This is a genomic window from Gaiella sp. (assembly GCF_057140465.1).
In genome coordinates this window covers 1-19,394 of sequence record NZ_DBNHWK010000066.1, presented here as the reverse complement: position 1 = coordinate 19,394, position 19,394 = coordinate 1, and the positions used below count along the sequence as shown (strand labels likewise).

Annotated in this window: 17 protein-coding genes and 1 pseudogene; 9 read left to right on the top strand and 9 right to left on the bottom strand. The window is 73.0% G+C overall.

What is annotated here, in order from left to right; all coding sequences use genetic code 11:
• Positions 1 to 18 precede the first annotated feature (18 nt).
• Positions 19 to 1,950, bottom strand: a complete 1,932-nt coding sequence (gene priA / locus AC162C_RS09365) for a replication restart helicase PriA (RefSeq protein ID WP_484097316.1) — start codon at positions 1,948 to 1,950, stop codon at positions 19 to 21.
• A 241-nt stretch (positions 1,951 to 2,191) separates the two neighbouring features.
• Between priA and AC162C_RS09360 the strand changes: the two genes are divergently transcribed.
• The 8 genes from AC162C_RS09360 to AC162C_RS09325 all read left to right on the top strand — a co-directional run bounded on the left by AC162C_RS09360 (position 2,192) and on the right by AC162C_RS09325 (position 10,148).
• Positions 2,192 to 3,211, top strand: a complete 1,020-nt coding sequence (locus AC162C_RS09360; protein WP_484097315.1) for an ABC transporter ATP-binding protein — start codon at positions 2,192 to 2,194, stop codon at positions 3,209 to 3,211.
• A gap of 70 nt (positions 3,212 to 3,281) precedes the next feature.
• Entirely contained in the window at positions 3,282 to 4,286 is a 1,005-nt protein-coding gene (locus AC162C_RS09355) for an iron ABC transporter substrate-binding protein (protein ID WP_462973385.1), read from the top strand.
• Positions 4,283 to 5,869 carry an ABC transporter permease gene (locus AC162C_RS09350; protein WP_462973384.1) on the top strand — a complete coding sequence of 529 codons (1,587 nt, stop codon included), beginning with the start codon at positions 4,283 to 4,285 and terminating at the stop codon, positions 5,867 to 5,869. Before AC162C_RS09355 ends, AC162C_RS09350 begins: the two co-directional genes overlap by 4 nt.
• Before the next feature lie 9 nt (positions 5,870 to 5,878).
• The gene (locus tag AC162C_RS09345) at positions 5,879 to 6,568 is read left to right on the top strand and encodes a metal-dependent transcriptional regulator (RefSeq protein ID WP_484097314.1); all 690 of its coding nucleotides are present in this window, start codon (positions 5,879 to 5,881) and stop codon (positions 6,566 to 6,568) included.
• Positions 6,569 to 6,672: 104 nt separating this feature from the next.
• Positions 6,673 to 7,287: a hypothetical protein gene (locus AC162C_RS09340; protein WP_484097313.1), complete on the top strand. Its 615-nt coding sequence runs from the start codon at positions 6,673 to 6,675 to the stop codon at positions 7,285 to 7,287.
• Positions 7,288 to 7,375: 88 nt separating this feature from the next.
• Entirely contained in the window at positions 7,376 to 8,059 is a 684-nt protein-coding gene (locus AC162C_RS09335; protein ID WP_462973381.1) for a response regulator transcription factor, read from the top strand.
• Positions 8,056 to 9,396 carry a HAMP domain-containing sensor histidine kinase gene (locus AC162C_RS09330; protein WP_484097312.1) on the top strand — a complete coding sequence of 447 codons (1,341 nt, stop codon included), beginning with the start codon at positions 8,056 to 8,058 and terminating at the stop codon, positions 9,394 to 9,396. The genes AC162C_RS09335 and AC162C_RS09330 overlap by 4 nt, the downstream gene beginning before the upstream one ends.
• 86 nt (positions 9,397 to 9,482) lie before the next feature.
• Positions 9,483 to 10,148 carry a hypothetical protein gene (locus tag AC162C_RS09325; protein WP_484097311.1) on the top strand — a complete coding sequence of 222 codons (666 nt, stop codon included), beginning with the start codon at positions 9,483 to 9,485 and terminating at the stop codon, positions 10,146 to 10,148.
• A gap of 132 nt (positions 10,149 to 10,280) precedes the next feature.
• On the opposite strand, the gene metK is transcribed toward AC162C_RS09325, so the two are convergent.
• Genes metK through AC162C_RS09285 form a run of 8 tightly spaced genes read right to left on the bottom strand, consistent with a single transcriptional unit; the run spans position 10,281 to position 19,010 of the window.
• Positions 10,281 to 11,531 carry a methionine adenosyltransferase gene (gene metK / locus AC162C_RS09320; protein ID WP_462973378.1) on the bottom strand — a complete coding sequence of 417 codons (1,251 nt, stop codon included), beginning with the start codon at positions 11,529 to 11,531 and terminating at the stop codon, positions 10,281 to 10,283.
• A 33-nt stretch (positions 11,532 to 11,564) separates the two neighbouring features.
• Positions 11,565 to 12,539: an NAD(P)H-dependent glycerol-3-phosphate dehydrogenase gene (locus AC162C_RS09315; protein ID WP_484097310.1), complete on the bottom strand. Its 975-nt coding sequence runs from the start codon at positions 12,537 to 12,539 to the stop codon at positions 11,565 to 11,567.
• 4 nt (positions 12,540 to 12,543) lie between these two features.
• Positions 12,544 to 13,899 carry a ribosome biogenesis GTPase Der gene (gene der, locus AC162C_RS09310; protein WP_484097309.1) on the bottom strand — a complete coding sequence of 452 codons (1,356 nt, stop codon included), beginning with the start codon at positions 13,897 to 13,899 and terminating at the stop codon, positions 12,544 to 12,546.
• On the bottom strand, positions 13,886 to 14,566 hold the full coding sequence (locus tag AC162C_RS09305) for a lysophospholipid acyltransferase family protein (protein ID WP_484097308.1): 681 nt from the start codon (positions 14,564 to 14,566) through the stop codon (positions 13,886 to 13,888). The genes der and AC162C_RS09305 overlap by 14 nt, the downstream gene beginning before the upstream one ends.
• On the bottom strand, positions 14,563 to 15,189 hold the full coding sequence (gene cmk, locus AC162C_RS09300; RefSeq protein WP_484097307.1) for a (d)CMP kinase: 627 nt from the start codon (positions 15,187 to 15,189) through the stop codon (positions 14,563 to 14,565). Before cmk ends, AC162C_RS09305 begins: the two co-directional genes overlap by 4 nt.
• The gene (aroA, locus tag AC162C_RS09295) at positions 15,186 to 16,502 is read right to left on the bottom strand and encodes a 3-phosphoshikimate 1-carboxyvinyltransferase (RefSeq protein WP_484097381.1); all 1,317 of its coding nucleotides are present in this window, start codon (positions 16,500 to 16,502) and stop codon (positions 15,186 to 15,188) included. Before aroA ends, cmk begins: the two co-directional genes overlap by 4 nt.
• Before the next feature lie 11 nt (positions 16,503 to 16,513).
• The gene (locus tag AC162C_RS09290; RefSeq protein WP_462973373.1) at positions 16,514 to 17,620 is read right to left on the bottom strand and encodes a prephenate dehydrogenase/arogenate dehydrogenase family protein; all 1,107 of its coding nucleotides are present in this window, start codon (positions 17,618 to 17,620) and stop codon (positions 16,514 to 16,516) included.
• Positions 17,621 to 17,654: 34 nt separating this feature from the next.
• Entirely contained in the window at positions 17,655 to 19,010 is a 1,356-nt protein-coding gene (locus tag AC162C_RS09285) for a class II 3-deoxy-7-phosphoheptulonate synthase (RefSeq protein WP_462973372.1), read from the bottom strand.
• Between the two features lie 171 nt (positions 19,011 to 19,181).
• Between AC162C_RS09285 and AC162C_RS09280 the strand changes: the two are divergent.
• Positions 19,182 to 19,394, top strand: a pseudogene (locus tag AC162C_RS09280) (tryptophan--tRNA ligase); the annotation flags it as partial.

The window sequence follows — 19,394 nt, the reverse complement described above, 5'->3', positions numbered from 1 at the left end:
GATCATCCGATCGACCGGCTAGAGGGACTGTGGGTCGACGTCCACCACGGCCGTGAGGCCGTCCCGGCGCATCGCCGGCCCGGCAGCGGCGAGCAGCCGTGCCGCCTGTCTCGCGAGCCGTCGCGGCTCCGCCGTCTTGGCGACGAGCTGTGCGCGGTGGCGGCCGCGCAGGCGGAGGAGCGGCGCCGGCCCGAGGAGGTCGGCCCCGAGCCCGTCGAGCCCATCGCGGATCTCCTGGAGCGCGCGCAGTGGGGCGCCGGGCTCCGCCCCCGAGACCACGATCGTCACGACGTGGCGGAAGGGGGGGTAGCCCAAGGCTTCCCGCCGCTCCGTCTCGCCCGCGAGGAACCGGGCGACGTCGTGCCGCACCGCGTAGGCGAACGGTGTCGCGTCCGGCTGGAACGTCTGCACGAGCACGAGGCCGGGTGCGTCGCGCCCGCTCCTCCCGGCCAGCTGGGTGACGAGCTGGAACGTCCGCTCCTCGGCGCGGAAGTCGGGCAGGGCGAGCCCGGTGTCCGCATCGACGACGGCCGCGAGCGAGACACCCGGGAAGTGGTGCCCCTTGGCGACCATCTGCGTGCCGACGAGGACGGCGCGATCGGCCTCACGGAACCGGAGCAGCGCCTCGCGGAGCGCTCCGGGTCGGGCCGCGGTGTCCGCATCGAGGCGGATCCGCTCGAGCTCCGGCACGCAGCGTGCGAGCTCGGCCTCGAGCCGTTGCGTGCCGGCGCCGACGCGTGCGACGTCCGCAGACCCGCACGCGGAGCACCGATCGGGGAGCGGCTCGCTGTACCCGCAGTGGTGGCAGTGGATGCGGTCGTCGCCGTGCAGGGTCAACGCGACGTCGCAGTGGTCGCAGCGACGCGTGACGCCGCACGAGCGGCAGTGGACCGCGGGTGCGATCCCACGACGGTTGAGGAGGAGGATCGCACGCCCGCCGCCGTCGACGAGCCGGCCCAACTCCTCGAGCAGGGGGGCCGACAGCGGGTACCCGGCCTCGCGGCGAAGGTCGACGAGACGCACCCTCGGCAACGGCGCGCCGATCCGCACCGGCAGCGAGAGGCGCTCGAGCCGCGCCCAGCTCTCGGGACGAGGCGTCGCGCTTCCGTAGACCGCCACCGCACCCTCGAGCGCCGCCCGCTTGGCCGCGACCGTGCGGGCGTCGTAGCGCGGGTCGGACTCCTGCTTGTAGGCGGCGTCGTGCTCCTCGTCGACGACGATCAGACCGACGCCGCGCATCGGTGCGAACACGGCGGAGCGCGCGCCGACGACGACCCGTGCCTCTCCGCGCGCGACGCGGTCGCGCTCGTCACGGCGCTCTGCCTGCCCGAGCCCCGAGTGGAGGATCGCCACCGTGTCCCCGAAGCGTTGTCGGAAGCGCCCCACCGTCTGCGGTGCCAGCGCGATCTCGGGCACGAGCACGATCGCGCCCAACCCGCGTTCGAGCGCCGCCGCGCACGCCTGCAGGTACACCTCCGTCTTGCCGCTCCCCGTCGGCCCCTCGAGCAGCACGTGGTGCCCGAGCCCCTCGTCGAGCGCGGCGACGATCCGCTGGACCGCACCTCGCTGCTCGGCCGTCAGCGCGTCCGGCTCCGCCTCCCCGTCGAGCGCATCACGCTCGGCCGGCGACGGTCGTGTCCCTCGCGGCGATCGTCGCCGGGGCGCGACGAGCTCGAGGGCCCGCGCCGGCGTGGAGCCGTAGTAGTCGGCGAGCCAGATCGCCAAGTCGACGAGGGACGCAGGGATCTCGTCGAGGACGTCACCGACCGGGACGGGCTCGACTCCGTGCGGTGCCTCGACACCGACATCGGTGACGACGCCCCGGGCGCGGGATCGGCCGAGGCGGACGTCGACGACGGTGCCCTTCCGCACGTCCTCGCCGACGACGTAGGTGAAGGGGCGAGCGAGGGTGCGGGTCGAGACGAGCGGGTAGATCGACGCGAGGGGCATCGCGACCGAGCGTAGCCCCGCGGGCGGAAGACCCGGAGAACGGCGAGCGCGGACAGGCACGAACGACCCGCGAGATCGGGATCTCGACGCCTCGCGCCGCGACGACGAGTCGGCGTCGAGCCGTGTCCCGGCAACGGTGGGGAGCGGCGCAACGCGTCGCGATCGCGGACGCTCAGGCGGGCCGCGAGGGCGAGCGCGACCCATGGCTGCGCCGAACCGCTGGCTGTAAGGTTCCCCTTACATGGCGTGCTCGATGATCCTGCTGGAGGGTGTGACCAAGCGCTTCGGCGACGTCGTCGCGGTCGACGACGCGTCGCTCTGCGTCGAGCGCGGAGACGTCGTCGCGCTGCTCGGCCCGTCCGGATGCGGCAAGACGACGATGCTCCGCCTGATCGCGGGCTTCGAGCGGCCCGACGCGGGGACCGTCGAGATCGGCGGCGCTCCGGCGGCCGGCGCGGGAGCCTGGCTCCCGCCCGAGCGACGCCCGGTCGGGATGGTCTTCCAGGACTACGCGCTGTTCCCGCACCTGACGGTCGCGGAGAACGTCGGCTTCGGCGTGTCGCGGGCCGAGCGCGGTGCGCGCGTCCCGATGCTGCTCGCGCTCGTCGGCCTGTGCGGGCTCGGCGAGCGCTACCCGCACGAGCTCTCCGGAGGGCAGCAGCAGCGCGTCGCGCTCGCGCGCGCGCTCGCACCGGCTCCCGAGGTCGTGCTGCTCGACGAGCCCTGGTCGAACGTCGATCCGCACCTCCGCGAGGAGCTGCGGGGCGAGGTGACCGGGATCCTGCGGCCGCTCGGGGTCACCGCCGTGCTCGTGACGCACGACCGCGAGGAAGCGTTCTCGGTCGCCGATCGCATCGCCCTCGTCCACGAGGGGACGATTGTCCAGGAGGGAGCCCCCGAGGAGCTCTACTTCGCGCCGGCGTCGCGCTGGGTGGCCGAGTTCGTGGGAGCCGGGAACGTGTTGCGCGGCCACGTCGAGCGCGGGGTCGTGCACACGAGGCTCGGCGCGTTCCCGGCGAACGGCGCGTCGGCAGCGGGCGAGGTGGACGTGCTCGTCCGTCCGGAGCTGCTCGAGCTGACCCCGGACCCGGACGGCGCCGCCGAGGTCGTGTGCCGCGAGTTCCGCGGCCACGACGTCTTCTACCGCGTCGTCCTCGACGGCGTCGAGCTCGTGTCGCACCGGCCGTCGACAGAGGTCGTGCCCCTCGGTGCACGCGTCTCGATCAGGTTGCACGAGGGCCGGGTGCCGGTTTTTCACTAGCGCCGCCGGACATTGAGGTACGGTGCCCCTTACATCAGGCCGAGGGATCATCGCTCGCAGGGGACGCAACTTGAGGACGACAGCAACTCTCGCCGTGCTCGTCGCGGCGATCTTCTCTGCGGGGTGCGGGAGCGACGACGGCTCGGGCCCGCTCACCGTGTACTCGGGGCGCGAGGAGGAGCTCGTGCAGCCGCTCTTCGACCGGTTCGCCGCGGAGACCGGGACCCGGGTCGAGGTGCGCTACGCCGACAGCGCCGAGCTCGCGGCGACGATCAACGAGGAGGGCGGGAACTCCCCGGCCGATGTCTTCTTCGCCCAGGACCCGGGATCCCTCGGCGCCGTCGAGAGCCAGCTCGCGGCGCTCCCGCCCGAGACGCTCGATCGCGTCGATTCCCGCTTCCGCGACGACCGCGGCCGCTGGGTGGGCACGTCGGGCCGCTCCCGCGTGCTCGTGTACAACACCGACGCGGTCGCTGCGGCAGATCTCCCTTCCTCGGTCTTCGACCTCACCGATGCCGCCTGGAGAGGGCGGATCGGGATCGCCCCCACGAACGCGTCGTTCCAGGCGTTCGTCACGGCGATGCGGCTCTCGGTCGGAGACGACCGCACGCGCGAATGGCTCGTCGGCCTGAAGGCGAACCAGCCGCGGACCTACGAGAAGAACCTGCCGATCGTCGAGGCCGCGGCCTCCGGCGAGATCGACGTCGGGCTCGTCAACCACTACTACCTGGCACTCGTGAAGGACGAGCAACCCGACGCGCCGGTCGCGAACCATTTCTTCGAGCCGGGCGATCCGGGTGCACTCGTGAGCGTCGCAGGCGTCGGAGTGCTCGCCAGCACCGATCAACCCGAGGAGGCGCGCGCCCTCGTGGACTTCCTGCTATCGGACGACGGCCAGCGCTTCTACACGGAGGAGGCCGAAGAGACCGAGTACCCGCTCGTCGCGGGCATCCCCTCGGCGCCCGGGCTGCCTCCGCTCGGCGACCTGCAGGGGCCGGACGTCGATCTCTCGTCCTTCGGGGGCGAGCTCGAGTCGACCGTCGAGCTGCTGCGCGAGACCGGCTACCTGACGTGAGCCGGGCGACGGGGAGCCGGCGGCCCCCGTTCGTGCTCGTCCTCACGGCGGGCGTCGTCGTCGCCGCGCTCCTCCTGCCGCTCGCATACCTCCTCGTCCGGATCGGCGACGACGCGGCCCGCGCGCTCGAGGTGCTGGGCGAGGCCTCGACGTGGCGGCTCGTCTGGAACACGGTCATCCTCGTCGTCGGCGTCGTCGTCGCCGCGGTCGCCGTCGCCGTGCCGCTCGCCTGGCTCGTGACGAGAACCGACCTGCCCGGTCGACGCGCCTGGGCGGTCGCCGGGGCCCTGCCACTCGTGATCCCGAGCTACGTCGCCGCGCTCTGCCTGCTCGGGGCCTTCGGAGAGCGCGGGCTGCTCGCGGACTTGCTCGGCGTCGACCGCCTGCCCGACATCACGGGGTACTGGGGCGCCGTCGCCGCCCTCACGCTGGCCACGTACCCCTTCGTGTTCCTGCTCACACAGGCCGCTCTTCGCGACCTCGACCCGACGCTGGAGGAGGCTGCGCGCGGTCTCGGCGTGTCGGGGTGGCGCTCGTTCGCCCGCGTGACCGCGCCGTCGATCCGGCCGGCCGTCGGGCTCGGCGCGCTGCTCGTCGCGCTGTACACGCTCTCGGACTTCGGCGTCGTCTCCCTCATGCGCTACGACGCGCTCACGAGGGCGATCTACATCCAGTACCGGAGCCTCTTCGACCGGACGCCGGCGGCGACGCTCGCGCTGCTGCTCGTCCTGCTGACCGCGATCGCCCTGATCGCCGAGTACCACACGCGCAGGCGCGGGCGACTGCACCGCACGGGACCCGGATCGCCGCGACCGGCGCCCGCCGTGACGCTCGGGCGATGGACGGCGCCGGCGCTCGCGTACTGCACGCTCGTCACCGGGCTCTTCCTCATCCTGCCGGCGACGATCCTGGTGACCTGGCTCGTCCGCGGCATCGTCAACGACCGCGATCTCGAGGCGCCCTGGAGTGCCCTCGTCGACTCGCTCGGCGCATCCGGGCTGGCCGCCGCGGCCGCCGTGCTCGCCGCCCTCCCCGTCGCCGTGCTCGCGACGCGATACCCCGGGCGGCGCACGCGAACGCTGGAGCGACTCTCGTATGCGGGGAATGCGCTCCCCGGGCTCGTGATCGCCCTCGCGCTCGTCTTCTTCGCCGCCCGGTACGCGTCCCCCGTCTACCAGACGCTCGCACTGCTCGTCTTCGCCTACGTCGTCCGCTTCTTCCCGCAGGCGATGTCGGGCGTCGAGTCGTCACTGCAACGGGTCAGCCCTCGCGTCGAGGAGGCCGCCCGCGGCCTCGGCCGGGGGCCGCTCGCGACGACGATGCTCGTCACCGTCCCGCTCGCCCGCTCGGGAGTGCTCGCAGGAGCGGCCCTCGTGTTCCTGTCCGCCATGAAGGAGCTGCCGGCCACGCTGCTCCTCCGGCCGATCGGCTTCGAGACGCTCGCCACCGAGATCTGGAAGCTGACCCAGGTGGGCGCCTACTCGCGGGCGGCGCTTCCCGCGCTCGTCCTGATCGTCGCCTCCGCCCCGGTCCTCTATCTCGTCTCACGCGACCGCCGCCTCGAGTCGGGTGCAGGCGGGTAGAGTCGACGGATGGCGCAGGGGCACGGTCACTCCGTCGACGAGTACCTGGAGACGATCTACTTCCTCGCGTTCCCGATCGGCGAGTACCGCCCCGCCACGGGCTCCCAGGCGATCGCCGCCCGGGTCGCCGAGATGCTCGGCGTGTCACGCGCATCGGCCGGAGAGATGCTGAAGCGGCTCGAGGCCGAAGGGCTCGTCGAGCGGGGCGAGCAGCGAGAGGCGATCCTCACGCCGACCGGTGTCGAGCGTGCCAAACGGGTCGTCCGCAAGCACCGCATCATCGAGCGCTTCCTCACCGACTTCATGGGCTACACGGCGTCCGAGTCGCACGTCCAGGCGGACGAGATGGGCGACACGTTCACCGACGACATGATCGAGCGAATGAACGAGCGGCTCGGCTTCCCGGACCGCTGTCCTCACGGGTGGCCCGTCGAGCCGGACGCCGAGCAGGTCGAGAACACGGAGCTCGTTCCGCTGTCCGAGCTGACCGTGGGCGGCGAAGGGGAGATCGTGCGGCTCGCCGAGCACGACGGCGACCTCCTGCACTGGTTCTACGACGAGGGGCTCGTCCCGGGGACGCGGATCGTGGTTCGCGAGCTCCAGGAGGGCACGGGCGAGGTGCGCGTCGCCGTCGACGGGGACGAGCGCGGGATCGCGGAGACGGCGGCGCTGGGGCTGTACGTCCGCCCGGCAGCCTGACGGGGGCGACCCGGGCTGCTTACGAAACCCTCACCCGATCCTCAGCGTGCACTCACCCGGCCCCGCGAGCATGGTGCGAGGCATATCCACGACGAAGGGGAGGCATGAACCCGAACCGTCTCACGATCACCTCCGTGGTCGCCGCAGGCGCCCTGTTGGCCAGCGGCGGCGCGGCGCTCGCCGACGACGGCAAGGACACGACCGCTCGCTGCGATGCGCGCCTCGCAAAGCTCGCCGAGAAGAAGGGCGTCAGCGTCGAGCAGCTCACCACCGACCTCAAGGCGAAGGCGACCGCGAAGATCGACGCGGCAGAGAAGGCCGGCAAGATCACGGCGGAGCAGGCGGCCGCGAAGCGTGCCGCGGTCGCCCAGGGGACCGGCTGCACGGTGGTCGGGAAGAAGCAGTCGAAGGGGCTGGGCGCCAAGGCCAAGGGCCTGCGGCTCGGGATACTGGCCGGCGCAGCCGACTACCTCGGCCTGTCGAGAGCCGAGTTGAAGGCGGAGCTGAAGCAGGGCACGACGCTCGCCGGGCTCGCGGCGGCCAAGGGCAAGACGGTCGACGGCCTCAAGAGCGCGATGCTCGCGAAGGCGACGGACCGCCTCGCGAAGGCCGCCGCCCAGGGCCGGATCACGGCGGAGCAGAGCGCGAAGCGCCTCGCGCGGCTGACGGCGCTCGTCGACAAGATCGTCACGCAGAGCTTCGTCAAGCAGCGCGCCTGACGGGCCGCTCCGGGCGGGCGGTGGGAGGCCGGAGGCCGTCCACCGCCCGTCTCAGCCTTCTCTCAGGCGGTTCTGCCACCCTTCAGGGGTGAGCGCGCACGTCCTCGTCGTCGACGACGAGCCCGCCCTGCGGGAGTCCTTGGCTCGCGCCCTCACCGCAGAGGGCTACGCCGTCGATACCGCCCCGGACGGGACGACGGCCCTGGAGCGCCTGCGCCACGAGGAGCCGGACGCCGTCGTGCTCGACGTGCTGATGCCCGGCCCGGACGGGCTGGAGGTCGCACGGCGGCTGCGTGCCGCCGGCTCCCGGGTGCCGGTCCTGATGCTGACTGCCCGCGACGGCGTCGGCGACCGGGTCGCCGGGCTCGACGCGGGGGCCGACGACTACGTCGTCAAGCCGTTCGCCCTCGAGGAGCTGCTCGCACGGCTGCGTGCCCTCCTCCGCCGCGGCCACGGCGCCGAGCCGAGCGGTGAGCGCCTGCAGTTCGTCGACCTCGGGCTCGACACGGGGACCCGTGAGGTCCGTCGCGGCGACCGTGCGATCGAGCTGACGCGCACGGAGTTCGCCCTGCTCGAGCTCTTCCTCCGCAACCCCCGCCAGGTGCTCACGCGCGCGCTGCTCTTCGACCGCGTATGGGGCTACGACTTCGGGCCGACCTCGAACACGCTGGAGGTGTACGTCGGGTACCTGCGCCGGAAGACCGAGGAGGGCGGTGAGCCCCGACTGATCCAGACCGTGCGCGGCGTCGGCTACGCGCTCCGCGAGCCGTGAGCTTCCGCGCCCGCGTCGCGCTCGCGGCTGCGGCCGCGGTCGCCGTGGCGGTGGTCGGCATCTCGATCGGCGCCTACGTCCTCGTGCGCGACAGCCTGCGGGACGAGGTCGACCGCTCGCTGAGCCAACGCAGTGTCCGCACCGAGCTGGCGCCCTTCGGTCGGCGCTTCGGGACGATCCGCCCACCGGCGTTCGGCGGTGCCGCCGGGTACCTCCAGCTCGTCGGCGCCGACGGCGCGACGCTCCGGCCGCCCGGCGACGACGTCCCCCTCCCCGTCGACGACGCCGATCTCGCGGTCGCGCGGGGCGAGTCGGGTGCCCGCTACGCCGACGTCGAGGTCGACGGCATCCACCTGCGCGTGCTCACGCGCCCCGTCCCGGGCGGCGCTCTCCAGCTCGCGCGGCCGCTCGAGGAGGTCGACGCATCGCTCTCGCGGCTCCGCGCCGCTCTCCTCGTCGCGGGTGGGGCCGGTATCGCGCTCGCGGCCCTCCTCGGCCTCGTGGTCAGCCGGACCGCCGTCGCGCCCCTCGGCCGGCTCGCCGACGAGGCCGAGGCGATCGGCGCCACCGGCGACCTGACGCGGCGCGTGGGCATCGCCGGCACCGACGAGATCGGGCGGCTCGGTCACCGCTTCGACGAGATGCTCGCAGCCCTCGAGTCCTCGGAGCTCGCCCGCCGGCAGCTCGTCGCCGACGCCTCGCACGAGCTGCGGACGCCGATCGCGACCGTGCGCACGAACGTCGACCTGCTCGCCCGGCACCCGGATCTCTCCCCGCCCGAGCGCGACGCCGCCCTCGAGACAGCCCGCACGCAGCTCGAGGAGCTCTCGGCGCTCGTCACCGACCTCGTGGAGGTCGCGCGCGACGGCTCGGAGCCCGCGGCCCCGCCGGAGGCGTTCCGGCTCGACGAGGTCGTCGGCGACGCCGTGGGACGTGTGGAGCGCGCGTACCCCGCGATCCGCTTCTCGGTGGAGCACGAGCCGGCCGTCGTCGACGGCGTCGCCGACCGCGTCCATCGGGCCGTCTCGAACCTGCTCGACAACGCGGCGAAGTGGAGCCCCGAGGGCGGCGTCGTCGAGGTGCGCGTGCGCGGCGCGGAGGTCGTCGTCCGTGACCACGGCCCGGGGATCGACCCGGACGACCTGCCACACGTCTTCGAGCGCTTCTACCGTGCCCCCACCGCGCGCTCGACTCCCGGCTCCGGCCTCGGGCTCGCGATCGTCCAGCGCGTCGCCGCCGAGCACGGAGGCGCCGTGACGGCGGAGAACGCGGCGGACGGCGGCGCACGGTTCGCGCTCCGGCTCGGGCCGGGCGACCACGCCGTCGGCCCTGTCTGAACTCTTACCCTGCTCTCAGCCCGTTCTCAGGCTCGTCCGGTTCACTGGAACTCGACACGAACCGACGGCAACCAAGGAGACAGCACATGACCTACCGCCCCCGACGCTCGATCGTGATCGCCTTCGTCGCAGCGCTCCTCGTCATCGGCGTGAGCGCCGCCGTGGCGTCGAACGGCGACCTCGAGGCGAAGCGCGACGCCTTCATCGCGAACGTCGCGAAGCGTCTCGGCGTGACGACCACCGCGCTCGAGGAGGCGCTCAAGGGCGCGCGTATCGACCAGGTCGACGAGGCCCTGAACGACGGGAAGATCACGCAGGAGCAGGCCGACGCGGCCAAGGAGCGGATCGAGTCCGGCGAGGGCCGCGGCTTCGGGTTCCGCCCCGGGCCCGGCCACCACGGCTTCGGCCACCACGGCTTCGGCCACCGCGGCATGGGCCTCGACGCCGCTGCGGCGTACCTCGGGCTGACCGCCGACGAGCTGCGCACGGAGCTCCGGAGCGGAAAGTCCCTCGCCACGATCGCGGGCGAGCAGGGCAAGTCGGTGGACGGCCTCAAGGCCGCCCTCCTCGAGGACGCGACCACGAAGCTCGACGAGGCGGTCGCCGCGGGGCGCATCACCGAGGACCAGAAGGCGGCGATGCTCGAGCGGCTCACGGAGCGGATCGACGCGATGGTCGAGCGGACTCCGGGCGAGCGGTTCGGCGGCGGCCCCAAGCCAGCCGGCTTCGCGCCGACGTACGCGCTGACGTAGCGCGCGACGACCCTCGAATGAGACCGTCGAGGCCCGCGATCGCGGGCCTCGACGCGTGCCGAGGCAGGCCCACCGGCCCGCGCGGACCGAGAGCGACGACGTGCGCGCTGCTCTCGCCGGCGCCCGGGATGCTCAGGCCGGCGCCGGTGCCGTGAGGCCCGCGGCCTCGCGGAGCGCCTCGACGCGATCGAGGCGCTCCCACAGGAAGTCCCGGTCGTCACGGCCGAAGTGCCCGTAGGCCGCCGTCTTCGTGTAGATCGGCCGGCGGAGGTCGAGCTCGCGAATGATCGCCCCGGGCCGCAGGTCGAAGAACTCGCCGACCAGCCGCTCGATCGTCGCGAGCGGCACCGCCTCGGTGCCGAAGCAGTCGACGTTGAGGCTCATCGGGTGCGCGACGCCGATCGCGTACGCGACCTGGAGCTGGCAGCGCTCCGCGAGCCCGGCGCCGACGACGTTCTTGGCCGCGTGCCGGGCGGCGTAGGCCGCGGATCGGTCGACCTTCGTCGGGTCCTTGCCCGAGAAGGCGCCGCCACCGTGCGGCGCGGCACCCCCGTAGGTGTCGACGATGATCTTGCGGCCGGTGAGCCCGGTGTCGCCCATCGGCCCCCCGATCACGAACTTGCCCGTCGGGTTGAGGAAGAAGAAGTCCTTGTCGCCGAGCTTCGCCGGGTCGAACAGGTCGCGGAAGTCCGCGTGCAGGATCGGCTCGACGACGTGCTCCAGCAGGTCCGGTCGCATCAGCGTCTCGACGTCGATGCCGTCCCGATGCTGCGTCGAGACGAGCACCCGCTCGATCTCGACCGGTCGCTGATGCCCGTGCTCGTCGACCTCGTAGCGCACGGTCACCTGCGCCTTGCCGTCGGGGCGGAGGTAGGGCACGACGTCGGCCTTCCTGACCTCGGCGAGGCGCTTCGCCAGCTTGTGGGCGAGCATGATCGGGAGCGGCATCAGCTCGTTCGTCTCGTTGGTCGCGTAGCCGAACATCATCCCCTGGTCGCCGGCCCCGATCAGGTCGACCGGATCGTCGTCGCCGTGCTGCGCCTCGTAGGACTCGTCGACCCCCTGGGCGATGTCCGGCGACTGCTCGTCGAGCGCGACGACGACGCCGCAGGTCTCGTAGTCGAAGCCGTACTTCGCGCGCGTGTAGCCGATCTCGGCGATCCGGTTCCGCACGATCTGGCGGATGTCGACGTACGTGTCGGTCGAGATCTCCCCCGAGACGACGACGAGCCCGGTCGTGATCAGCGTCTCGCAGGCGACGCGCGCATCCGGGTCGTCGGCGAGGACGGCGTCGAGCACCGAATCGGAGATCTGGTCGGCGATCTTGTCCGGGTGCCCCTCGGTGACCGACTCGGACGTGAACTGGAACGAGCGCACTGCCATGCCCGTCGAAGCCTACACACGGCCCGGTAGGCGCTACTCCCTCGTCGGCTCGCGATGCATCAACTGCGAGACGAGGTCCGTCAGCGACACGCCTTCGAGCACGGCGCACACGCCGTCGGTGATCGGCATCTCGATCTCGAGCCGGCGTGCGAGGTCGCGCAGGATCGGCGCCGTCGTCAGCCCCTCCACGACCTGGCCGATCTCCGCGACCGCCTCCTCGGCGGTCGCGCCCCGTGCGATCAGCTCGCCCGCCCGCCGGTTTCGACCGACGGGCGACCAGCACGTGACGACGAGGTCGCCGAGGCCGGCGAGGCCGGCGAACGTCTCGGGCCGCGCGCCGGCCGCCTCGGCGAGCCGCCGCATCTCGGCGAGCCCGCGGGTGACGAGCCCCGACTTCGCGTTGTCACCGAGTCCGAGGCCGTCGGCGCCGCCGGCCGCGAGCGCGATCACGTTCTTCGCGGCGGCGCACAGCTCGACGCCGAGCACGTCGTCGTTCACGTAGACCCGGAAGACCGCCGAGTTGACCGCGCGCTGCAGCTCGAGCGTCAGGGCGGCGTCCTCGCTCGCGATCACCGTCGCCGCGGGAAGTCCTTGCGCGATCTCGCCCGCGATGTTCGGGCCGGAGAGGACGGCGACGGGCCGCCCGCGGACGAGCGTCGAAAGCCGCTCCCCGGTCGACGGGTCGAGGCCCTTCGTGAGACTGAGGATCGGCGCTTCCCCGGGGAGGGCGTCGACGACGCCCCGGAAGGCACGGCTCGGGACGGCGACGACGATCAGGTCGGCCTCCTCCGCGGGCGCGTCGGCGACCGTCGAGGCCGCGATGCCGCGGAGGTCGATCGACCGCGCATACCCTGGGTTGCGGCCCGTCCCGGCGATCGCCGCCGCCTGCTCGGCATCGCGACAGGCGAGTGTCACCCGGTGGCCACGGTCGCGCAGGAGCACGGCGAACGCCGTCCCCCACGATCCACCGCCGACCACGACGGCGTGCATCACCCGCGAGGCCGCCACTCGGTCACTCGCTCTTCCGGAAGTCGATCGAGACGGGCACGCCCTCGAGCGTAAACCGTCGCCGGAGTTCGTTCTCGACCCAGTAGCCGTAGTCGCGCGTGACGAGGCGCGGTTCGTTGACGTAGACCCGGAGCCGCGGTGGGCGCACGCCGGTCTGCGTGCCGTACAGGAGCCGCAGCCGGCGCCCGCGCTCCTGGGGGCCCGGCCGGGCCTCGCGCAACTCGGCGAGCGCCCGGTTCAGGCTCGGCGTCGAGATGCGGGACACGTGCTTCGCGTAGAGCTCCTCGACATGGTCGAGCAGCCGACCGAGCCCACGCCCGCTGTGGGCCGAGACGGCGATCACGGGCGGACGCTGGCGCAGACGGCGGTGGAGCAGCCCCTTCGTCTCCTGCAGGTCGATCGTCGACACGTCCCACTTCGAGAGGACGACGAGCGTCGAGCACCCCGACTTGCGGGCGAGGTCGGCCACGGCGAGGTCCTGCTCGACGACGCCCTCGGCGGAGTCCACGAGCACGAGCGCGACGTCCGCCCGCGAGGCGGCCTCGCGCGCACGGAGCTCCGAGTAGTACTCGATGCCCTGACGCTGGTGACGCTTCCGGCGGAGCCCGGCGGTGTCGACGAGCACGAAGGTGGTGTCGTCCCGCCGCAACTCGGTGTCGATCGCATCACGGGTCGTTCCCGGGACGTCGGAGACGATCACGCGCTCGCGCCCGAGCAGGGCGTTCAGCAGCGACGACTTGCCGACGTTCGGGCGGCCGAGGATCGCGACCCGGATCGCCTCCTCGCCGACCACGGGCTCGTTCGCGCCCGGCAGGCGGCGGACGACCTCGTCGAGGAGGTCGCCCGTCCCGTGCCCGTGCAGCGCCGAGATCGGCCAGGGATCGCCCAGGCCGAGCCGGTGGAACTCGAGGGCTTCGAGATCGCGACGCGGGTCGTCGAGCTTGTTCGCGACGACGAGCACGGGCCGACCGGCGGCCCGCAGCAGGGCCGCGAGATCCTCGTCCCCCGGCGTCACACCCGCCCGCGCGTCGACGACGAAGAGCACGAGGTCGGCCTCCTCCACGGCCGCCCGTGCCTGATCGGCGATCGCCGGGCCGTAGAGGCCGCCGTCGACCTCGTCCACACCGCCCGTGTCGACGACCCGGAAGGACGTGCCGCTCCACTCGCAGACGAGCTCCTTGCGGTCCCGCGTGACGCCGGGAGTCTCGTGGACGACGGCCGCCCGGGTCTCCCCGAGGCGGTTGACGAGCGTCGACTTCCCCACGTTCGGGAAGCCGACGATCGCCACCGTCCCCGCGAGCGTGACGGCGGGAGCCGGCGCCGAATCGACGTCGGCGGGCTCGTGCCTATCGCTCGACATCGACGGAGCCGGCGAGAGGGCCGGGTGGTGTCGCGTGCCGCGGTCGCCCGAGCCGGTGCATCTCGACCAGCCACTTCCAGAGGTGAACGATCTCGGCCTGGACGACCGCCGACGCCTCGCGGTATCCGCGCCCGCCCCGCGGCAGCCCGTCGAACAGGAGCGGCTCGCCCCACGCGATCGAGACCGGATGGAAGTTCCCGACGCGCCATGTCTGGGATCCGTGGACGGCGGCCGGGATGACCGGGACACCCTCCTGGACGGCGACCATCGCCGCCCCCGGCTGGACGTCACCGGGGACGCCCGAGCGCTGACGCGTGCCCTCGACGAACAGTCCGAGCGCGTGACCGTCGTGGACGACCTGGCGCATCGTGCGCACCGCCTCGCGGTCCGACTCTCCGCGGCGGACGGGGAAGCACCCGAACGCCCGGATCAGCGCACCGAGCCCGGGCGCTCGATGCGCCTCCACCTTCGCCATGTAGCGGATCGTCCGGGGGCACGCGGACCCGAGCGCGGGCGGGTCGATCCAGGAGAAGTGGTTGCAGGCGATCACGACACCGCCCTCCTGCGGGACGCGCTCCTTCCCGTACACCCGGAGGCGGGAGAACACGACGACGAGCGGCTGCAGCGTCAGCCGCCCCACGCCCCACACGGCGTCAGGACCGCTCACCGGCGCTCCTCGACGAGCGTCGCGACGCGGTCGACCACCTCGTCCAGCGTCAGCTGGGTGGTGTCGATCTCCACCGCGTCGACGGCACGGTGCGTGTTGACGGCGTCGCGCTCGTCACGCTCGCGGAGCGCGGTCGCGAGGGCCTCCGCGTCCGCACCGAACCGCTCCGCGTGGCGGCGCCGCACACGGACGGACGCGTCGGCGACCAGCCACACCTTGACGGCGGCGTCGGGTGCGACGACGGCGCCGATGTCGCGCCCCTCGATCACGACGTCCCCCTCCTGGCCGAGCGCCCGCTGACGCTCGCGCATGAGCTCGCGCACCGCCGGGTGGCGCGCGACGACCGGAACAGCCTCGTCGATCCGCTGCTCCCGGATCGCTCCCGTCACGTCGTGGCCGGCGACGATCACCGTCTCCCCGTCCCCGAACGAGACGGGGTTCTCCCTCGCGAGCCGGGCCAACGCCTCGTCGTCCTGCAGCCCGATGCCCCGCTCGAGGGCGAGCCAGGCGAGCGCGCGGTACATCGCCCCCGTGTCGAGGTAGCGGAAGCCGAGTCGCCGCGCGAGCAGGCGTGCGACGGAGGACTTGCCGGCACCCGCCGGCCCGTCGATCGCGACGATCACGCCGCCTCCCGACGCAGTGCGGCGACGAGGTCGAAGAAGCCCGGGAAGCTCACCCCGACGCAGTCCGCGTCGTCCACCCGAACGCCCTCCCCGGACGCGAGGCCCGCGACGGCGCCGAGCATCGCGATCCGGTGGTCCCCGCGACTGTCGACGTGCCCCCCGCGCAGTCGGGACGGCACGCCGGTGACGACGAAGCCGTCGGACGTGCCCCGGGCCCGCACGCCGAGCGCACGGAGCGCGTCGACGGTCGCTTCGATGCGATCGGACTCCTTCGCCCGGAGCTCGGCCGCCCCGCGGAGGCGGCTCTCGCCGCGCGCGAACGAGGCGGCGAGCGCGAAGAGGGGCAGCTCGTCGATCGCGACCGGCACCTCCCTCGAGCCGACCGTCGTGCCGACGAGCGGCGCCGAACGGATCTCGAGGTCACCGGCCGGCTCGCCGCCGATCGAGCGACGGTTGTAGACCGTGACCTTGGCCCCCATGCGCTCGAGGATCGCCAGCAGCCCCGTGCGACGGGGGTTGAGGTTGACGCCGTGCAGATGGAGCTCGGAGCCGGGAACGAGCGTCGCGGCGACGACGAGCGGCGCCGCGGACGAGAAGTCCCCCGGGACGGCGACCTCCCCGAGTGCGAGCCTCTCGGCCGCGGCGACGGAGACGACCCCGGGCCGCACGGCGACACGTGCACCGGCCGCCTGGAGCATCAGCTCGGTGTGGTCGCGGGTCGGCTGCGGCTCCCGCACGACCGTCTCGCCCGCCGCGTAGAGGCCTGCGAGCAGGACGCACGACTTCACCTGCGCGGACGCGACGGGGAGCTCGTACTCGATTCCGTGCAGCGGTCGACCCCGGATGCGAAGGGGAAGCCGACCATCGGTCGTCTCGACCTCGGCGCCCATCCGCGTCAGCGGCTCCGCGATGCGCCCCATCGGCCGGAGGCTCAGCGAGTCGTCGCCGCTGAGATCGAACGTCCCGCCCGACTGGCCGGCGAGAAGCCCGGCGAGGAGGCGCACGAGCGTGCCGGCGTTCGCGCAGTCGATCGGCCCTGCGGGGGGTCGCAGCCCGCGGAGCCCGGCGCCGTGGACGCGGAGCGTCTCGCGCCCGTCCTCGTCCACGACGATGCCGCACGCACGCACGGCGCGGATCGTCGCCTCCGTGTCCGCGGAGCGCCCGAAGCCGGTGATCCTCGTCTCGCCGTCGCACACGGAGCCGATCAGCACCGCGCGATGCGAGATCGACTTGTCGCCCGGCACGGCGACGTGGCCGACGATCCTCGTCGCCGGCTCGACCCGGAGCGACGCGGCGGCGGTCGGAGCGGGCACGCTCACGTCGTTCACTCGTCGATCACCGGCGCCGCGACGACGCCGTAGCCCTGCGCCTCGAGCAGTTGCACCGCCCGCTCCGCCTCCGTGTCGCCGGCGACGAGCACGGTGAGCGTTCCCCCGCGCTCGTGGGAGAGGTGCTCCATGTCGAAGTCGGCGACGTTGATCCGCTCCGCCCCGAGCGCCTGGAAGATCCCGGCGAGGACACCGGGTCGATCCGGGATGTGCACCCGGAGCCGGTGCAGCGAGCCGGGGTCGGCGTACGCCGTCTGGAGCAGCCGCCGGCGGTTCCCGCTCGCCTCGCCGATCCAGCGGGCGAGGAAGCCGGCGTCGCCGTGCTCGAGGGCGGCCTCGAGCTGCTCGATCCGACGGCGATGCTCGGCCAGCGCGGACGCGAGCGCGTCGCGGTTGTCGAGGAAGATGTCCACCCAGATACGGGGGTTGGCACCCGCGACCCGCGTCATGTCCCGCAGCGACCCGCCGGCCGCCTGGAGCGGGTCGTGACCCTCCACGCGTGAGCTGCCCGCCTGGTTGAGGAGGACGTTGGCGAGCGCGTGCGGGAGGTGGCTCGTGAGGGCGACGAGACGGTCGTGGGCGACCGGGTCGATCGCGACCGGCCGCCCGCCGAGCGCCGCGACGAACCCGTGGAGGAGCTTGAAGCGCCCCGGGTCGGTCTGGGCCGCCGGGGTGAGGAACCACGTGGCGCCGTCGAAGAGGTCGGCCGAGGCGCGCTCGGGGCCACGCGTCTCGGCCCCGCAGATCGGATGGCCACCGACGAACCGTGCATCGGCTCCGGCCGCCGCCGACACGGCGCCCTTCGTCGACCCGACATCCGTCACCGTGCTCGAGGCCGATGCACGGTCGAGCACCTCGCGCACGGCCCCGGGCAGCGATGCCACGGGCGTCGCCACGACCGCGAGCTCGACCTCCTCGAGCGCCTCGTCGAGGCTCCCGGAGGCGGTGCACGCGCCCCGCTCGGCGGCGACGGCAAGGGCGTCGGGGTCGTCGTCCCACCCGGTGACGCGGCCCACGCCGACGCGTTGCGCCGCGAGGCCGATCGAGGCGCCGATGAGCCCCGTACCGACGATGCAGACCGACCGGACGCCCGTCTCCGTCATCGTGTCCCGCCGTTCCGCCCGCGACCGCGCCGGCTCACGCGGCGCGCATCAGCTCCGCGATCAGGAAGGCGCAGTCGAGGGCCTGCCGTGCGTTCAGGCGCGGGTCGCAGAGCGTCTCGTACCGGTCGAGGAGGTGCTCCTCGAGGACGCGCTCGGAGCCGCCGAGGCACTCCGTCACGTCGTCCCCCGTGAACTCGAGGTGGATCCCTCCGGGCCACGTCCCGACCTCGCGGTGCGCAGCGAAGAAGCCCTCGATCTCGGCCATCACGTCCTCGAACCGGCGCGTCTTGTGACCGGTCGGGGTCTGGAAGGTGTTCGCGTGCATCGGGTCGCACGACCAGACGACGGGCACCTCTGCGCCGCGTACGGCCTGCAGGAGTGGCGGCAGCGCGTCACGGACGCGCGCCGCGCCCATGCGGGTGATCAACGTGAGGCGCCCGGGGACGCGCAGCGGGTTGAGGCGCTCGCAGAGAGCGACGACCTCGTCGGGCGTGACCTCCGGGCCCAGCTTGACCCCGATCGGGTTGTGCACGCCCGAGAAGAACTCGACGTGGGCGCCACCGAGGGCACGCGTCCGCTCGCCGATCCAGAGCATGTGCGCGGAGCAGTCGTACCACTGCCCGGTGAGCGAGTCGCAGCGTGTGAGCGGCTCCTCGTAGTCGAGCAAGAGCCCCTCGTGGCTCGTCCAGACATCCACCTCGTGGATCGACCGCTCCGATCCGAGGTCGATCCCGATCGCCTGCATGAACCGCAGCGCACGGCCGATCTCGTTCGCGATCCCCTCGTACCGTCGGCCCTCCCGGGAGGTCGCGACGAACTCCTGGTTCCAGGTGTGCACCTGGGTGAGGTCGGCGAAGCCGCCCTTCGTGAAGGCACGGAGGAGGTTGAGCGTCGACGCGGCCTGGTAGTAGCCCTGGATGATGCGCTCCGGGTCGGGGACACGGGCCTCCGGAGTCCGCTCGTCGGAGTGCACGACGTGGCCACGGAACGACGGCACCTCCACGCCGTCGACCGTCTCCGTCGCGGCGGAGCGCGGCTTCGCGAACTGGCCCGCGATGCGCCCGACCTTGACGACGGGGAGCGTCGCGCCGTACGTGAGCACGGCCGACATCTGCAGGAGCACCTTGAGCTTCTCGCGGATCTGGATCGCAGACACCTCGCGGAACGACTCGACGCAGTCACCCGCCTGGAGGAGGAACGCGCGACCTTCGGCGACCTCGGCGAGCGCCTGGAGGAGGTTGCGGGCCTCCCCGGCGAAGACGAGCGGGGGCAACTGCCGGAGCCGCTCGCGGACACCGCCGAGCGCTTCGGTGTCCGGCCACGTCGGCTGCTGGGCGGCGGGCAGCGCCCGCCACGAGTCGGGCGCCCAGGTCGGTTCGGTCACGGCCATGCGGTGAGTGTAGATGCGCTGGTTTTGACGCACCGACGGAGAACGGCTACAACACCGCCGATGTCCTCGATCCATCGCCTGGGCCTCCTCTGGCGTCGCTGACGCGCCCAGGCCGACAGTGGCCCGACGTCACGATCGTGGCATCGCCGGGCCGTGAGTGAAAGGACGCAGATGCGGATCTTCTCGGGCATCCAGCCCACCGGGGACAAGCACCTCGGCAACTACATCGGCGGCTTCCGCCAGTACGCGCAGACGCAGGAGCTGGGAGAGGCGTTCTTCTGCATCGTCGACCTGCACTCGATCACGGTGCAGTACGACCCCGAGGATCTCCGGGAGCGCACGCTCGACCTCGCCGCGATGCTCTTCGCGACGGGCCTCGATCCC